This window comes from Pseudomonas sp. Sample_10, assembly GCF_004321495.1.
In the GTDB taxonomy this organism is placed as follows: domain Bacteria; phylum Pseudomonadota; class Gammaproteobacteria; order Pseudomonadales; family Pseudomonadaceae; genus Aquipseudomonas.
The window spans coordinates 21851-34908 of the sequence record NZ_RCOE01000154.1; the positions used below are offsets into that span (position 1 = coordinate 21851).

The following is a 13058-nucleotide window of genomic DNA, read 5'->3' on the forward strand; positions in this document are numbered from 1 at the left end:
GGTTTTGTGAACAGCACACATCCATTGTGGGAGCTGGCTTGCCAGCGATGAGGCCCTCACAAACACCGACAGGCTCATGGCCTTGCGAGCAAGTGACTCCCACAGGGTTTTGTGAACAGCACACATCCATTGTGGGAGCTGGCTTGCCAGCGATGAGGCCTTCACAAACACCGACAGGCTCATGGCCTTGCGAGCAAATGACTCATCGCCGTCTTCAGCTTCATCGGCCGCACCGGTTTGTGCATCAGCGTATGGCCCAGCTCGCGGATCTGCTGCTTGAGTTCATTGCTGTAGTTGGCGGTGATCATCATCGCCGGGATCGCTGACTTACGACCGGCATTGATGCGCGCCACGGCGTCGACGCCGTTCAGTTCGTTGTCCAGGTGATAATCAGCAATCAGCAGGTCGGCCTCGGCGTGGTAGTTGTCCGTTTGCCGCGCGAGGTCCTGTTCCGACAACGCCGTTACCACCCGACATCCCCACCCTTCCAGCAACGTGCGCATGCCGGCGCAAATGGTCGCATCGTTGTCCAGCACCCATATCCGAGCCCCACGCAGGCGCTCAAGCATCGGCTCGCTCATCTGCAACGTCGGCGGTGCTGCAGGCGCGGTGGCGCTGATTGGCACTTCGACCGAGAACATCGAGCCCTGGCCAGGCCATGAACGCACCTGAATGCGATGGCTGAGGATGCCGGCAATTTTCTCGACAATCGCCAGACCCAGGCCCAGACCGCGATCCTGGTCCGGGCGCTGCACATCACCGCGCTTGAACTCCTGGAAAATCTCCTCCAGACGATGCTCGGCAATGCCCATGCCGCTGTCCCAGACCTCGATCGTCAGGCGCTGCCGATGACGGCGACAACCGAGCACCACACGACCTTTGCTGGTGTAGCGAATCGCATTGCTCAGCAGGTTACGCAGAATGCGCGCCAGCAACTGAATGTCGCTGCGCACCAACGCCGAACAGCCGATGTAGCGCAGTTGCAGGCCTTCACTGAGTGCCACCTGGGTGTACTCGGCGGCCAGGTTGTCCAGCAATTCACTGAGGGCGAACGGCGCAATGTCAGCCTTGATCACCCCCGCATCGAGTTTGGAAATATCCACCAGGGTGCCGAGCAGATTCTCCACGTCTTCCAGGGAATTGCTCACGTTGCGCACCAGAATCTCGCTGGCCATCGGCTCGCGCCGTTCCAGCAAGGCGCTGGTGAACAGGCGTGCGGCGTTCAATGGTTGCAGCAGGTCGTGACTGACCGCAGCGAGGAACTTGGTTTTCGACAGGTTGGCTTGTTCGGCTTCCTGCTTGGCCTCGCGCAAGCGTGACTCGACCAGGCGCCGCTCACCGATTTCGCGCAACAATTGATCGTTGAGAGTGGTCAATTCCGCCGTGCGCTCGCGCACCCGCAACTCAAGGTTCTGATACGCCTGATGCAGCGCCTCGGCCGTGCGACGGCGCTCTGTGATATCGCGAATCAGCACGAAAATCCCTACCACCTCTCCATTGGCCAAACGGTTAGGCACATAGGAACGCAGCATGTAGCGCTCCTGGTTGTTGACGTTGGTTTCAGCAAACTCGAAGGTCACGCTCTCCCCCGCCAATGCCCTGGCCACGTAGGATTCCAGGCGCTGGTAATGCTGTTCACTGTGCACTTCGCGCAAGCTCTGGCCGAGCATTACGCCCCGCGGCCAGCAATACCATTCTTCGTAGACCTTGTTGGTGAACTCGTAGACCAGGTCGGCATTGAGGTAGGCGATCAATGCCGGCACGTGATCGGTGATCAGGCGGATCCAGCGCTCGCTTTCACTCAGGGCCTCGGCGTGCTGATAGCGTTCGGTGATGTCGGTAAAGGTGTTGACGAAGCCGCCTGTCGGCAATGGATGGGTGCGGATTTCCAGGACCCGGCCGTCGTATAAACGCTGTTCGCATTCGCGTATCGGGCGACCGTTGCCATCGCGGCTGAACGGGGTCAGCAGGGTCAACTCGCTGTCGCCAATCACCTCGGCAAACGGCCGGTGGGCAGCTACCGGTGCCAGTCCGCTCAATTCCAGGAAACGCCGGTTCCATAACTCCAGAATGCCCTCGGCGCTGACCATCGCCACCCCTTGCGAGAGGTTGTCGACCGCGCGTTGCAATAGATGCGACTTCTGCGCTACCGCCTGCTCGCGGCGCATGGTTTCGCTGAGTTTGACGTCGGTGATGTCGATGAACAGAATCACCCGCCCGCCTTCCTGGGTCGGCCGCTCGCTGACTTGCAGCCAGCGCCCGTTCTGCAGGCGATACAGCAGGTTTTCATCGGCATGCCCGCGAGGCTCTTCGGTGAACAGGCCGTTGCTCATCATCAGGCGCTTGACCTCGCTCAGGCGCATGCCAGCGTTGATTCGTACTCGGCTCTTGCTCCAGAACGCCTTGAAACGACTGTTGAACAGCACAATGCGCTGCTCGGCGTCGAACAGCACAAATGCGTCGGAAATGCTTTCGATGGCATCGATCAGGTGTTGGTGCGCCGTTTCCGCACGCAGGCGGGCTTCGCTGAGCAGATGATTGCCGGCCTTGAGTTCGGCCATGGCCTGGTTCAGCGCATCGGTGCGCTCGCGCACTTGCTCGGCCAGCACGACCGAATGCTGGAAGGCCGCGTACGGATCATTGCCGCGAGTCACCCCGGATTCGACCCGCTCGATCAGCGCACCATTGATGCGTTGCAGTTTGTGGTTTTCAAGACGCAGCCTGGCGAGTTCGGCCTGCAGTTCAGCGATGTCCTGGGGCACGGCCGCGGGCAATGGCAACGCCGGTGAAGGTCTGGTTGATGTGCATGCCATTGAACTGTTCTCCATAGGTGTTGAAACCCATCACCCGTTGCTCACGCAAAAAACTGCCGATCTGTTCAAGGCTGCCATCGTCTTCGAGCTCCAGGCGTCGCAGGAAACAGTCGCACCCGATGGTCAACAGCAACTCCCCGAGGCGCGCCTGCAAGCCCTCGAACAGATTTTGCAGGTTCGGCAGCATCGGGCCTGGGGTCATGGCGGTCAGAACGATGCCGTTTTCCACGGCGCAGTAGAAACTCAGGCTCAGGTCCGGATGCACCTGCTGGATGGCCCGCACGTAGTACTGATCATTGATGCGCACGGCCAGCGGGTGTGCGGCGAAGACCCGGTGATCGAGTTGCGCCACCGGCACGCCGATATGCCGGGCATACTCGGCGGCGGCCGGTTCGGCATTCAGTTCGAACACCCGGCGCAAGGCATTGTCGGCCCCCGTGACCACCAACTTCTCGGCGCGCGGCATTACGTGGTGGGTGGTGAATACTTCGAAATCCAGCCAGGTATTGACCAGTACCACCACGGCGGCGCCACTGTAAAACTCGCCATCGAAGTACACATGGGTATGGGTCAGGTAGTTATCGTCGCCGGCCGAACCACCAAAATGCGGAATGTCGCCCAAGGCCGCGCTCAGCGCCGCCAGGACCATTTCTTCACGGCTGGACAGTCCATCAAGCAGGGTCAGGGCAAAACTGTTGCCCTTGATCGGCGCCAGGGTATTGCTGCGACAGCCACTGACCAGGCGCTCGACCATTTGCTGGGCGTCGATCAGGCTGAAGTGCTCCATTTGATCGATCAGCTCCACCGCGATTGAAAAATGCCGATGATCGAAGCCCACCGCCGTCACGCAATTGCGTCCGTAGCCCAGCGGCGTGATTTCTCCGGCGCTGGTGCAACCCGCCAGCCGAATGCCACCGAAGCTTTGCTGCAAGGCCTTGCCCAACGCCTGCAAGTCGTACTCGGCTGAACAGAAAAACAGCACGAACCCCAGGTGCGGATGCAACAACTGCCGCGCCAGCTCCTGCGCCACCTGAAAGGCATCGGTGGCCTGGGACATAGCACTGACGACCCCTTCGCTCTGCTGCATCATCGCCTCCGGCAGGCGCGTGTATGAGGCACGAGTGTACGAAGTCTGTGGGGTGCGACGAATGCTACTTGGGTAGCGGGTAACCGCTTCGATGGGATGAGACGGTTGGCGGCCCTGGCCGCGATGCGCACGGCCAGGGCCACCAGCCGGGGTTACCAGGTCAGCACCGCACCCACCGCAAAGGTATCGGTGTCTTCGTTCTGTTCATCGGTGTCGTGACCGTTGATTTCGAACTGGTTGTATTCGGCCACCAGCTTGAGGTTGTCGTTCACGTCATGGAACAACGCGATGCCGCGAGTCTCGTAGTCCGCTCCGCTGCCCACCACGCCGTTGCCGTCGTCATTGGTCTTGCCGTAGGACAAGGCCAGGCGGTTCTTGCCCAGTTTGTAGGAGCCCTGCATCAAGTAGCCGTCGCTGTCGACGTTGCGCAGGGTCGGCTCGCCCGCATTGTTGGTAAAGAACGGGTTGATACCCTTGGCCTGGAAACCGGACCCGGTCAGAGACAGGCCGCCCATCTTCGCCTGCACGCCATAACCGAGCCCTTTGGAGGTGACGGTCTCGACGGTCGAATCGGTGTTGTCCGAAGTCTGGTAGCTGCCGTTGACCCAGCTGTAGATCTTTGCACCGGCCAGGTCGAACTGATAGGTGATCTCGCTCTCGGTGCGCGGGTTTTCCTGATAGGCCTTGCCCGTCGGGCTGCTGTCGTTGGTGTCCACCGGGTCCATGATGCCGACCGCCACGCGCAGACCGTCCATCACCGGGGTGCGATAGGTGATCTGCGACGTCGGGAACGGGTACGGGTAACCGGTACCGATGTTGCCGAACGAGACCCCGCCGCCATCCACCAGCCCCAACGTATCGCTGACCTGACCGTAACCGGCGAGCATTTCGTCGAGCAGGATGTTGGAACGGGCGAACAGACCGAAGTCCTTGCCGATCAGCACTTCACCCCACTGCGGGTTGGCCACTGTTCCATAGAACTGCCGCACATCGATGGCGGTATCGGTGCCGTTGGTTTCACTGTCGTTGATGGTGACCCAAAACGATGCCCGGGCACCGAGCTTGAGGTCGTCAACTTGCTTGCCCATGTTGAACCCCAGGTAGTTGGGCAGAAAGCCCATCTTCACCCGCGACTGCCGACGATCGTACTGATCGCCAGCGCGGTCCACATCGCTGTTGACGTAAAAGGCGTTGATGTAACCGTCGGTGGAAAATGTGGTCTGGTCTTTGTCGTACAGCATGATCTCTGCCTCGGCCACTGGGGTCAGGCCGAGCGCGGACAGGCTGGCAATGAACGCTGGCAGAAAACGCTGGGTGAATTTCTTATTGTTGTGCATGGGGCGCTCCGAAACGGGGGACGAAGTGTCGGAGGCGATTATCGAAACCTGACAGGCGGCGCCATACGCTGCCTTGGGGCTGGTTTTCAGGTGCTTTGGATTGGCCAGCGGCGCGTGACTACAACGGCGTAAGACCGCCTGTCGGCGAGGCTTGCCACTTAGGGCTTAGGGCTGCCGACGCAACTGGCGTTCGCAGGAACCGGTACTGGCTAGGCGTTGGCGCTGAACAGCATGTAGGCGGCGACCACCAGGCAGATACTGGCAAACCCCACCTGCAACGCCCGCGCCGGCACCCGCGCACTAAGTTTGCGGCCGATGAGCATGCCGACAATGCTTGAGATGATGAACACGATGCCCACGCCATCGATGCGCACCCCGGCGTGGAAAGCACCGATCACGCCGATGGCCGAGATCAGGCTGATCACCATCAGCGATGTGGCAACGATCCCGCGCATCTGCACGTCGGTCAGTTGCTTGAAGGCCGGCACGATCAGGAACCCGCCGCCGACGCCCAGCAATCCCGAGACAACGCCGGTCACCGCACCTAGCGCGGCGAGGGTCGCGGTGCATTTGGCGGTCCAGGAAAAGCGCCCGGTCTGTTGGTCGAGCATGCAGTTTTTCTGGCCCCAGTTGGCGTGACCGTGATCGCTTGGCCCTTGATCCTTGCGCTCACGGCGCAGCATTCGTGCGGCCACCATGACCATCAGCAGGCTGAACAGGACCATCAGGATTTTTTCCGGCAACTGATGGGCAAAGTAGATGCCCACCGGCGAAAACACCGCACCGAGTGCCGCAATCAACAACGCCGCGCGGTAGCGCACCAGGCCATGACGCAAGCCGTCGATGGCGCCGACCGCCGCCGCACTGCCCACCGCAAACAACGCGACGGGCGCCGCCGTGGTCATGCTCCAACCCAGGCCCAGCACCAGCGCCGGCACGGCCAGAATGCCCCCGCCGGCGCCGGTCAAACCCAACACCAAACCCATGACTACACCGAAAAAACTCGCCAGCAACATAGAACGCTCGTAATCCATGACAAAGGCCGGGAACGCCCGGTATCGATAGCGTGACAGGATAGAGCCCAGCCGGATTTTTCGATAACAGAAATGACGCGGGGGCTGGTCAGCGCAGGGAAAATGAAACTAACCTCATGACTTGTTCACCAAGAAACAATCCTCATGCCTGCCCTGATTGAAGCTTTTTTCGACGATGCCTCCTCTACCTACAGTTACGTGATCTACGAAGCGGACGGCGGACAATGCGCAATCGTCGACCCGGTGCTCGACTACAACCCCGCTGCCGGACGAACCTCCACCGTGCAGGCAGACCGGATCATCGCGTTCGTGCGCGAACACCGGCTGCAGGTGCAATGGCTACTGGAAACCCACGCCCACGCCGATCATTTGTCCGCCGCGCCCTATCTGCGCCGGGAACTGGGTGGCCGGATCGCCATCGGCCAGTCGATCTGCAAGGTGCAGAACGTGTTCAAGGCACTGTTCAACCTTGAACCGCAATTCTGCATCGACGGCTCGCAGTTCGATCACCTGTTCGCTGCGGATGAGTCGTTTTCCATCGGCAACCTCAAGGCCAAGGCCCTGCATGTGCCTGGGCATACCCCGGCGGACATGGCATACCTGATCGGCAACGATGTGATTCTGGTTGGCGATACGCTGTTCATGCCCGACGTGGGCACCGCGCGCTGCGACTTTCCCGGCGGCAACGCCAACCAGATGTTCGCTTCGATCCATAAACTGCTGGCATTCCCCGCCAGCGTGCGCCTGTATGTCTGTCACGACTACCCGCCCGAGGGCCGCGAACCGCATTGCATGACCACCGTCGGCGAACAACGCAAAAGCAACATCCATGTGCGTGACGGCATCGATGAGGCGGCATTCGTTGCGATGCGCACCCGGCGCGATGCCACGCTGGGCATGCCGACGCTGTTGCTACCGGCGATCCAGGTCAATGTGCGGGCGGGGAATTTGCCGCCGGCGGAAGACAATGGCGTGACGTACCTTAAAATCCCGATCAATCAACTCTGATCTGTAGGCGCAAAGCTTGCTCGCGATTGCGCCCTTGAGATCGCTATCGCGAGCAAGCTTCGCGCCTACGGATTTGCCCTGGTTTTACGCGCCGAGCGTCAGGCCGTTGGCCGGCAGGGGCAGCGCGGTCTTGTAGCGCACTTGCTTGAGCGCAAAACTCGAGCGGATATTCGCCACCCCCGGCACTTTGGTCAGAAAGTCCATCATGAAACGCTCCAGCGATTGAATGCTCGGCACCAGCACCCGGATCAAGTAATCCGGGTCGCCGGCCATCAAGTAGCACTCCATCACCTCCGGGCGGTCGGAGATCGCCTCTTCGAAATGCTGCAAGGCCTCCTCCACCTGCTTCTCCAGGCTGACGTGAATGAACACGTTCACGTGCAGCCCCAGCAGATCAGCATCCAGCAACGTCACTTGCTCGCGAATCAAACCCAGCTCTTCCATCGCCTTGACCCGGTTGAAGCACGGTGTCGGTGACAGGTTGACCGAGCGTGCAAGGTCGGCATTGGTGATCCGCGCGTTCTCTTGAAGGCTGTTGAGAATGCCGATATCGGTACGGTCAAGTTTGCGCATGAGACAAAACCACCTTTTTTTTAGGTTTATGCAGATTTTTTATCTGCAAATGATCTTAAGCGCAACGAAACAGAGAGAAATATTCTTCTTGGCCGGGCCTATGATTGTTGTAGGACAAGATTTCTTCTACCGAACGAAATCTGTCAGCTCACTACAAGAAATTCACAAGATCGAGCGTAGAAGCCATGACCCAAGCGTACGAACCGCTGCGCCTGCACGTCCCTGAACCCTCGGGCCGCCCAGGCTGCAAAACCGACTTCTCCTACCTGCATCTGACCGATGCCGGCACGGTGCGCAAACCCCCAATCGACGTTGAGCCCGCCGACACGGCCGATCTGGCCCGCGGCCTGATTCGCGTGCTCGACGATCAGGGCAATGCCTTGGGGCCTTGGGCCGAAGGCGTTCCCACGGAGATCCTGCGCAAAGGCATGCGCGCCATGCTCAAGACGCGGATTTACGACAACCGCATGGTTGTCGCCCAGCGTCAGAAGAAGATGTCGTTCTACATGCAGAGCCTCGGCGAAGAAGCCATCGGCAGCGCCCAGGCCCTGGCCTTGAACATCGACGACATGTGCTTCCCGACCTATCGTCAGCAAAGCATCCTGATGGCTCGCGAAGTGCCGCTGGTCGACCTGATCTGCCAACTGCTGTCCAACGAGCGCGATCCGCTCAAGGGACGTCAGCTGCCGATCATGTACTCGGTCAAAGAATCCGGTTTCTTCACCATCTCCGGCAACCTCGCGACCCAGTTTGTCCAGGCGGTTGGCTGGGGCATGGCCTCGGCGATCAAGGGCGACACCAAAATCGCTTCGGCGTGGATCGGCGACGGCGCCACTGCTGAGTCGGACTTCCACACCGCCCTGACTTTCGCCCACGTTTACCGCGCGCCGGTGATCCTCAACGTGGTCAACAACCAGTGGGCAATCTCTACGTTTCAGGCGATTGCCGGGGGTGAAGCGACCACGTTCGCCGGCCGTGGCGTCGGTTGCGGCATCGCCTCGCTGCGCGTCGATGGCAACGATTTCTACGCGGTCTACGCCGCTTCCGCCTGGGCTGCCGAACGCGCCCGACGCAACCTCGGCCCGACCATGATCGAGTGGGTCACCTACCGTGCCGGTCCACACTCGACGTCCGATGATCCTTCCAAGTACCGCCCTGCCGATGACTGGAGCCATTTCCCGCTCGGCGATCCGATTGCGCGTCTCAAGCAGCACCTGATCAAGATCGGCCAGTGGTCCGAAGAGGAACACGCCGCCGTCAGTGCCGAACTGGAAGCCGAAGTGATTGCCGCACAAAAGGAAGCCGAACAGTACGGCACCCTCGCCGGTGGCCAGATTCCAAGCGCCGCGACCATGTTCGAAGACGTCTACAAAGAGATGCCGGAGCATTTGAAGCGCCAGCGTCAAGAGTTGGGGATCTGACATGAACGATCACAACAACAATATCGAGCTGGAAACCGCCATGACCACGACCACCATGACCATGATCCAGGCCCTGCGCTCGGCGATGGATGTGATGCTTGAACGTGACGACAACGTCGTGGTGTTCGGCCAGGACGTCGGCTACTTCGGCGGCGTGTTCCGCTGCACCGAAGGCCTGCAGAACAAGTACGGCACCTCGCGGGTTTTCGACGCTCCGATCTCCGAAAGCGGCATCGTCGGCGTTGCCGTGGGCATGGGCGCCTATGGCCTGCGTCCGGTGGCCGAGATCCAGTTCGCCGACTACGTCTACCCGGCATCCGACCAGATCATCTCCGAAGCCGCACGCCTGCGTTATCGTTCGGCCGGCGAATTCACCGCGCCAATGACCCTGCGCATGCCCTGCGGCGGCGGCATTTATGGCGGCCAGACCCACAGCCAGAGCATCGAGGCGATGTTCACTCAGGTGTGCGGCCTGCGCACCGTCATGCCGTCCAACCCGTACGACGCCAAGGGCCTGTTGATCGCCTCCATCGAAAACGATGACCCGGTGATCTTCCTCGAGCCAAAACGCTTGTACAACGGCCCGTTCGACGGCCACCACGACCGCCCGGTAACCCCGTGGTCGAAACACCCGGCCGCGCAAGTGCCGGACGGTTATTACACCGTGCCACTGGACGTCGCCGCCATCACCCGTCCGGGCAAGGATGTGACCATCCTCACCTACGGCACCACCGTGTACGTGTCGCAAGTCGCCGCCGAAGAAACCGGCATCGACGCCGAAGTCATCGACCTGCGCAGCCTGTGGCCGCTGGACCTGGAAACCATCGTCAAGTCGGTGAAGAAAACCGGACGCTGCGTGGTGGTTCACGAAGCCACCCGCACCTGCGGTTTCGGTGCCGAACTGGTGTCGCTGGTGCAGGAACACTGCTTCCACCACCTGGAAGCGCCAATTGAACGCGTCACCGGCTGGGACACCCCCTACCCGCACGCGCAAGAGTGGGCGTATTTCCCTGGCCCGTCCCGAGTGGGCGCGGCTTTGAAACGGGTCATGGAGGTCTGAATGGGCACGCACGTCATTAAAATGCCGGACATTGGCGAAGGCATTGCAGAAGTTGAATTGTCACAGTGGCACGTCAAGGTCGGCGACATGGTCGTCGAGGATCAGGTGCTGGCGGATGTCATGACCGACAAGGCGATGGTGGATATCCCGTCGCCAGTGCATGGCAAGGTCATCGCCCTCGGCGGTCAGCCGGGCGAAGTCATGGCGGTCGGCAGCGTGCTGATCAGCATCGAAGTCGAAGGCGCGGGCAACGTCAAGGAGTCGGCGCAACCGGCACCGGTCAAGCAAGCGCCGGTTGCAGCAGCGAAAGCCGAAACAGTGGTGGAAAACAAACCGGTCGCTGCCGCAGCACCGAAGGCAGCCGTTTGCCAGGGGCCGATGATTGCTCGCGAAGCCAATGAGCGTCCGCTGGCCTCACCGGCCGTGCGTAAGCATGCGCTGGACCTGGGCATCCAGTTGCGTCTGGTGCGTGGCAGCGGTCCGGCCGGTCGCGTGCTGCATGAAGACCTTGAGGCCTATCTGGCTCAGGGTCAAGCCAACGCCTCGGCACCGGTCGCCGCCGCTTACGCCCAGCGTAACGATGAAGAACAGATCCCGGTAATCGGCATGCGCCGCAAGATCGCCCAACGCATGCAGGACGCCACCCAGCGCGCGGCACACTTCAGTTACGTCGAGGAAATCGATGTCACTGCCGTCGAAGAATTGCGCGCTCACCTTAACGAGAAGCACGGTGCGACCCGCGGCAAGCTGACTTTGCTGCCGTTTCTGGTCCGCGCCCTGGTCGTCGCCCTGCGCGATTTCCCGCAGATCAACGCCCGTTACGACGACGAAGCCCAAGTCATCACCCGACTCGGCGCGGTGCACGTCGGTATCGCCACCCAGGCCGATAGCGGTTTGATGGTGCCTGTGGTTCGTCACGCCGAAGCCCGCAGCTTGTGGGACAGCGCGACGGAAATTTCGCGCCTGGCCACGGCCGCCCGCAACGGCAAGGCCAGCCGCGATGAACTGTCCGGTTCGTCTATCACACTGACCAGCCTCGGCGCATTGGGCGGCATCGTCAGCACACCGGTGCTGAACCTGCCGGAAGTGGCGATCGTCGGCGTGAACAAAATCGTCGAACGGCCAATGGTAATCAAAGGCCAGATCGTGATCCGCAAGATGATGAACCTTTCCAGCTCCTTCGATCATCGCGTGGTCGACGGCATGGACGCGGCGCTCTTCATCCAGGCCATCCGTGGCTTGCTCGAACAACCCGCCACCCTGTTTGTGGAGTAAGCAATGCAGACTTTGAACACCACGCTACTGATCATCGGCGGCGGCCCTGGCGGTTACGTGACGGCGATCCGCGCCGGTCAGTTGGGCATTCCAACGATCCTGGTGGAAGGCCAATCGTTGGGCGGCACCTGCCTGAACATCGGCTGCATTCCGTCCAAGGCATTGATTCATGTCGCTGAGCAGTTTCACCAGACGCAGCAGCATAATCAGCACTCAGCCCTGGGCATCAGCGTTGCGGCGCCGACGCTGGACATCGGCAAGAGCGTCGAGTGGAAGGATGGCATCGTCGATCGCCTGACCACCGGCGTCGCCGCGCTGTTGAAAAAGAACAAGGTTCAGGTCGTGCAAGGCTGGGCCAACGTGGTCGACGGTAAAACCGTCGACGTCGGCGACACGCGCATTCAATGCGAGCACCTGGTGCTGGCGACAGGTTCGAAAAGCGTGAACCTGCCGATGTTGCCGATTGGCGGGCCGATCATCTCGTCCACCGAGGCCCTGGCGCCGACATCCGTACCCAAGCGCTTGATCGTGGTAGGTGGCGGTTACATCGGTCTGGAACTGGGTATTGCCTACCGCAAGCTCGGCGCCGATGTCAGCGTGGTCGAGGCGCAGGATCGGATTCTGCCAGCCTACGACGCTGAATTGACTCAGCCCGTACACGACGAACTGAAAAAACTCGGTGTGAAGCTTTACTTGAATCACAGCGTACAAGGCTTTGATTCTTCTAATAAAACCTTGCAGGTTTCGCAGCCGAACGGCGATACCCTCAACCTGGAAACCGATCAGGTTCTGGTCGCGGTTGGCCGCAAACCCAACACCCAAGGCTGGAACCTCGAAGCGCTGAACCTGGACATGAACGGGTCGTCGATCAAAATCGACAACCGCTGCCAGACCAGCATGCGCAATGTGTATGCCATCGGCGACCTGAGTGGCGAACCCATGCTTGCGCACCGGGCCATGGCCCAGGGCGAAATGGTTGCCGAGTTGATCAGTGGCAAGCCCCGCGAGTTCAACCCGACCGCCATCGCCGCCGTGTGCTTCACCGACCCGGAACTGGTGGTGGTCGGCAAGACTCCGGACGAAGCCAAGGCTGCAGGTTTGGACTGCATTGTTTCCAGCTTCCCGTTCGCCGCCAATGGCCGGGCGATGACGCTGGAATCGAAAAGCGGCTTCGTGCGCGTGGTCGCCCGTCGTGACAACCATGTGATCGTCGGCTGGCAGGCGGTAGGCGTGGGTGTGTCGGAGTTGTCCACGGCATTCGCGCAAAGCCTTGAGATGGGCGCGCGGCTGGAAGACATCGGCGGCACCATCCATGCGCATCCGACGCTTGGCGAGGCGGTGCAGGAAGCAGCATTGCGTGCTCTGGGGCATGCATTGCATCTGTAAACACCATCAACTGTGGCGAGGGAGCTTGCTCCCGCCGGGCTGCGAAGCGGCCCCTGGCTGACTT

Annotated in this window: 11 protein-coding genes; 5 read left to right on the top strand and 6 right to left on the bottom strand. The window is 60.8% G+C overall.

What is annotated here, in order from left to right:
- From D8U18_RS28875 to D8U18_RS15220, 5 genes are all read right to left on the bottom strand, one after another.
- Positions 1 to 183, bottom strand: a 183-nt coding sequence (locus tag D8U18_RS28875; RefSeq protein WP_206663167.1) for a hypothetical protein, incomplete at its 3' end; no start/stop codon positions are given.
- Positions 180 to 2774 (bottom strand): hybrid sensor histidine kinase/response regulator NahK/ErcS', encoded by a 2595-nt coding sequence (gene nahK / locus D8U18_RS15205; RefSeq protein WP_056853501.1) that lies wholly within the window; start codon positions 2772 to 2774, stop codon positions 180 to 182. The genes D8U18_RS28875 and nahK, both read right to left, overlap by 4 nt.
- Positions 2743 to 3903, bottom strand: coding sequence for a nitric oxide-sensing protein NosP (gene nosP / locus D8U18_RS15210; protein WP_056853500.1), 1161 nt, complete (start codon positions 3901 to 3903; stop codon positions 2743 to 2745). The genes nahK and nosP overlap by 32 nt, the downstream gene beginning before the upstream one ends.
- A 149-nt stretch (positions 3904 to 4052) precedes the next feature.
- On the bottom strand, positions 4053 to 5237 hold the full coding sequence (locus tag D8U18_RS15215; protein WP_056853499.1) for a porin: 1185 nt from the start codon (positions 5235 to 5237) through the stop codon (positions 4053 to 4055).
- 209 nt (positions 5238 to 5446) lie between these two features.
- Entirely contained in the window at positions 5447 to 6253 is an 807-nt protein-coding gene (locus D8U18_RS15220) for a sulfite exporter TauE/SafE family protein (RefSeq protein WP_056853498.1), read from the bottom strand.
- A 162-nt stretch (positions 6254 to 6415) separates the two neighbouring features.
- Here D8U18_RS15220 and D8U18_RS15225 point away from each other — a divergent pair, with 162 nt between their 5' ends.
- Positions 6416 to 7279, top strand: a complete 864-nt coding sequence (locus tag D8U18_RS15225; RefSeq protein WP_056853497.1) for an MBL fold metallo-hydrolase — start codon at positions 6416 to 6418, stop codon at positions 7277 to 7279.
- An 84-nt stretch (positions 7280 to 7363) separates the two neighbouring features.
- Here the strand turns inward: D8U18_RS15225 and bkdR are convergent, their stop codons facing one another.
- Positions 7364 to 7852, bottom strand: a complete 489-nt coding sequence (bkdR, locus tag D8U18_RS15230; RefSeq protein ID WP_041476986.1) for a Bkd operon transcriptional regulator BkdR — start codon at positions 7850 to 7852, stop codon at positions 7364 to 7366.
- A 185-nt stretch (positions 7853 to 8037) separates the two neighbouring features.
- On the opposite strand from bkdR, the gene D8U18_RS15235 reads away from it, so the two are divergent.
- From D8U18_RS15235 to lpdA, 4 genes are read left to right on the top strand one after another with little or no spacing between them, the layout of a single operon-like run.
- The gene (locus D8U18_RS15235; RefSeq protein WP_056853496.1) at positions 8038 to 9273 is read left to right on the top strand and encodes a 3-methyl-2-oxobutanoate dehydrogenase (2-methylpropanoyl-transferring) subunit alpha; all 1236 of its coding nucleotides are present in this window, start codon (positions 8038 to 8040) and stop codon (positions 9271 to 9273) included.
- 1 nt (position 9274) lies between these two features.
- Complete coding sequence (locus D8U18_RS15240; RefSeq protein ID WP_053158507.1) at positions 9275 to 10333, top strand: alpha-ketoacid dehydrogenase subunit beta; 1059 nt, start codon at positions 9275 to 9277, stop codon at positions 10331 to 10333.
- Complete coding sequence (locus tag D8U18_RS15245) at positions 10334 to 11608, top strand: dihydrolipoamide acetyltransferase family protein (protein ID WP_130908205.1); 1275 nt, start codon at positions 10334 to 10336, stop codon at positions 11606 to 11608.
- 3 nt (positions 11609 to 11611) lie between these two features.
- Positions 11612 to 12994 carry a dihydrolipoyl dehydrogenase gene (lpdA, locus tag D8U18_RS15250; RefSeq protein ID WP_056853494.1) on the top strand — a complete coding sequence of 461 codons (1383 nt, stop codon included), beginning with the start codon at positions 11612 to 11614 and terminating at the stop codon, positions 12992 to 12994.
- Positions 12995 to 13058 lie beyond the last annotated feature (64 nt).

What these genes read in the sequence shown, in the direction of transcription:
- nosP (WP_056853500.1), bottom strand. Translation starts at nt 3,903, where the DNA reads ATGATGCAGCAGAGCGAAGGGGTCGTCAGTGCTATGTCCCAGGCCACC.
- D8U18_RS15215 (WP_056853499.1), bottom strand. Translation starts at nt 5,237, where the DNA reads ATGCACAACAATAAGAAATTCACCCAGCGTTTTCTGCCAGCGTTCATT.
- D8U18_RS15220 (WP_056853498.1), bottom strand. Translation starts at nt 6,253, where the DNA reads ATGTTGCTGGCGAGTTTTTTCGGTGTAGTCATGGGTTTGGTGTTGGGT.
- D8U18_RS15225 (WP_056853497.1), top strand. Translation starts at nt 6,416, where the DNA reads ATGCCTGCCCTGATTGAAGCTTTTTTCGACGATGCCTCCTCTACCTAC.
- bkdR (WP_041476986.1), bottom strand. Translation starts at nt 7,852, where the DNA reads ATGCGCAAACTTGACCGTACCGATATCGGCATTCTCAACAGCCTTCAA.
- D8U18_RS15235 (WP_056853496.1), top strand. Translation starts at nt 8,038, where the DNA reads ATGACCCAAGCGTACGAACCGCTGCGCCTGCACGTCCCTGAACCCTCG.
- D8U18_RS15240 (WP_053158507.1), top strand. Translation starts at nt 9,275, where the DNA reads ATGAACGATCACAACAACAATATCGAGCTGGAAACCGCCATGACCACG.
- D8U18_RS15245 (WP_130908205.1), top strand. Translation starts at nt 10,334, where the DNA reads ATGGGCACGCACGTCATTAAAATGCCGGACATTGGCGAAGGCATTGCA.
- lpdA (WP_056853494.1), top strand. Translation starts at nt 11,612, where the DNA reads ATGCAGACTTTGAACACCACGCTACTGATCATCGGCGGCGGCCCTGGC.